Annotated in this window: 3 protein-coding genes; all 3 read right to left on the bottom strand. The window is 67.8% G+C overall.

Going from position 1 to position 2,417, the window contains the following annotated elements; translation table 11 throughout:
* On the bottom strand, positions 1-535 hold a 535-nt coding region (locus FKP22_RS27375; RefSeq protein WP_233446979.1), incomplete at its 3' end, for a MaoC/PaaZ C-terminal domain-containing protein.
* A 32-nt stretch (positions 536-567) separates the two neighbouring features.
* Positions 568-1,701, bottom strand: coding sequence for an ABC transporter permease (locus FKP22_RS27370; RefSeq protein ID WP_141291114.1), 1,134 nt, complete (start codon positions 1,699-1,701; stop codon positions 568-570).
* Between the two features lie 2 nt (positions 1,702-1,703).
* On the bottom strand, positions 1,704-2,417 hold a 714-nt coding region (locus FKP22_RS27365), incomplete at its 5' end, for an ABC transporter permease (protein ID WP_141291112.1).

Here is a 2,417-nt window from a genome sequence, read left to right as displayed (position 1 = left end):
GGTCCATCAGGCGCTGCGGGCCGTCGCTGTGCGTCTCCAGCCGCACGTCGGGCAAGGTGGTGCGGGCGCGCTCGACCCGCTCGGTGGGTGCGATGACCTGGGCCTCGCCACTGATCACCGTCACGCCGTCCTGGTTCACGCAGGAGCAGGCCAGCGTGAGCCGGTGATGGGCCTCTTCGCGGGTGCTGACGGTGACCGAGATGCGCAGCAGGTCGCCAATGCGCACGGGGGCCAGGAACTTCAGCGTCTGGCCCAGGTAGATGGTGCCGGGGCCGGGCAATCGGGTGCCGAGCACGGCCGAGATCAGCGCGCCGCCCAGCATGCCGTGGGCGATGACGCCGTGGAAGCGGGTGGCGGCGGCGTAGTCGGCGTCCAGGTGCGCGGGGTTGACGTCGCCCGAGAGCACCGCGAAGAGCTGGATGTCTTCGGCGGTGAGGCGGCGCTCGATCTCGGCGTGGTCGCCGATGGCGATCTCGCTGAACAGGCGGTTGCGCACCAGGCCGACTTCGCCGGCAGGCATCACGGGAGCAGGCATGTTGGGTATTTCCTCCAAGAGGGGTCAGGCCATCAAGCCATCTGGCCGATGGTGCGCCGAAAGCGCGCCAGCGACACACTGAACAGCGCCGCACCAATGCCGGCAATCGCCAGCATCTGCGGCCACACGACAGACAGGCCGGCACCACGGTACAGGATGCCTTGCGCGGCGATCACGAAGTGCGTGGTCGGTGCGGCCAGCATCACGTCCTGCACCAGGTGCGGCATGCTTTCGCGCGGCGTGGCGCCGCCCGAGAGCAGCTGCAGCGGGATCAGCACCAGCACCAGCAGCATGCCGAACTGCGGCATGCTGCGCGCCAGCGTGGCCATGAAGATGCCCAGCGAGGTGGTCGCAAACAGGTGCAGCACGGCCACCGCCATGAACAGCGCCACTGAGCCCGCAACCGGCACCTGCAGTGCGCCCTGCACCACGAAGACCAGCGCCGCGAGCGCCGCCAGTGCCACCACCAGGCCCATGGCCCAGACCTTGGCCAGCATGATCTCGGTGGGCGTGACGGGCATCACCAGCAAGTGCTCGATGGTGCCGTGCTCGCGCTCGCGGATCAGCGCGGCGCCGGTCAGGATGATGGACAGCATGGTCACGTTGTTGATGATCTCCATCAGCGAGCCGAACCAGGCCTGCTCCAGGTTGGGGTTGAAGCGCATGCGCAGGTCCAGCGCCACCGGCATCGCGGCGGCAGGCTGGGCTCGGCGCAGGTAGTCCCCCACCTCGTCGCTGGCGATCTGCTGGATGTAGCCGCTGCCGGTGAAGGCCTGGCTCATGCGGGTGGCGTCCACGTTGAGCTGGGCGGTGGGCGCGCGGCCGGCCAGCACGTCACGCTGGAAGCCGGCCGGGATGTCCAGCACAAAGGTGAAGCGGCCGTCGTCCATGCCGGCGTCCATGGCCTGGCGGCTGACCAGCTCGGGCGCCTTGAAGTGCGGTGGGTAGAAGCCGGAGACGATGCGCGCGGACAGCGGCGAGGCGTCTTCGTCGACGATGGCGATGGCCGCGTTGTGCAGACTCTCGGGCATTGCGGTGGCGGCCACGTAGATGGACAGCGTGAAGGTGTAGGCGATGAGCACCAGCATCATCGGGTCGCGCACCAGGCTCCACAGCTCCTTGACGCCCAGGCGGTAGATGTTCGCGACGGAAGCGGTCTTGGCCATGCTCAGCTTTCCTGCTTCTTCAGCAACACGATGGCCAGCCCCAGGATCACCGGCACCGAGGCCAGCAGCGGCCAGAACGACGGCGCCAGGCCGGTCACGTCCAGCGCCTTGCTGAACACACCGCGGCTGATGGTGAGGAAGTGCGAGGCGGGATAGATGCGGCCGATGAAGGCGCCCATGCCTTCCAGCGACGACACCGGGTTCAGCAGGCCGGCGAACTGCACGCAGGGGATCATCGTGGCGATCATGGTCACGAAGATGGCCGCGATCTGGCTCTTGGTGAAGGTGGAAGCCAGCAGGCCGAAGCCGGTCGAAGCCACGACGAAGATCAGCGCCGCCAGGCTCAGGGTGGCAAAGCTGCCCTTGATGGGCACGCCGAACACGCTGACGGCCAGCGCCGACATCAGCAGGAAATTGAACATCGCCAGCAGCACATAGGGCAGCTGCTTGCCGAGCAGGAACTCTGTGCGGGTGACCGGCGTGACATAGAGGTTCAGGATGGAGCCCAGCTCCTTCTCGCGCACCACCGAGAGGGCCGCCAGCATGGCCGGGATCATCATCAGCAGCAGCGGGATGACGGCCGGCACCATGGCCGGCAGGCTCTTCACATCGGGGTTGTAGCGGTAGCGCACCTCCAGCGCACTGGGTGCGGCCAGCGACACGCCCAGGCGGTGCTGCGCCATGTCCGCCAGCCACATGGCGTGCATGGCCTGCAC

This window comes from Ideonella azotifigens, assembly GCF_006519715.1.
GTDB classification, from domain to species: Bacteria; Pseudomonadota; Gammaproteobacteria; order Burkholderiales; family Burkholderiaceae_C; genus Ideonella; species Ideonella azotifigens.
The sequence above is the reverse complement of the archived record's forward strand: the minus strand, read 5'-3'. Positions and strand labels throughout refer to the sequence as shown.

Bases quoted from the DNA above. Each gene is read 5' to 3' on its own strand.
- FKP22_RS27370 (WP_141291114.1), bottom strand. From the start codon at position 1,701: ATGGCCAAGACCGCTTCCGTCGCGAACATCTACCGCCTGGGCGTCAAG.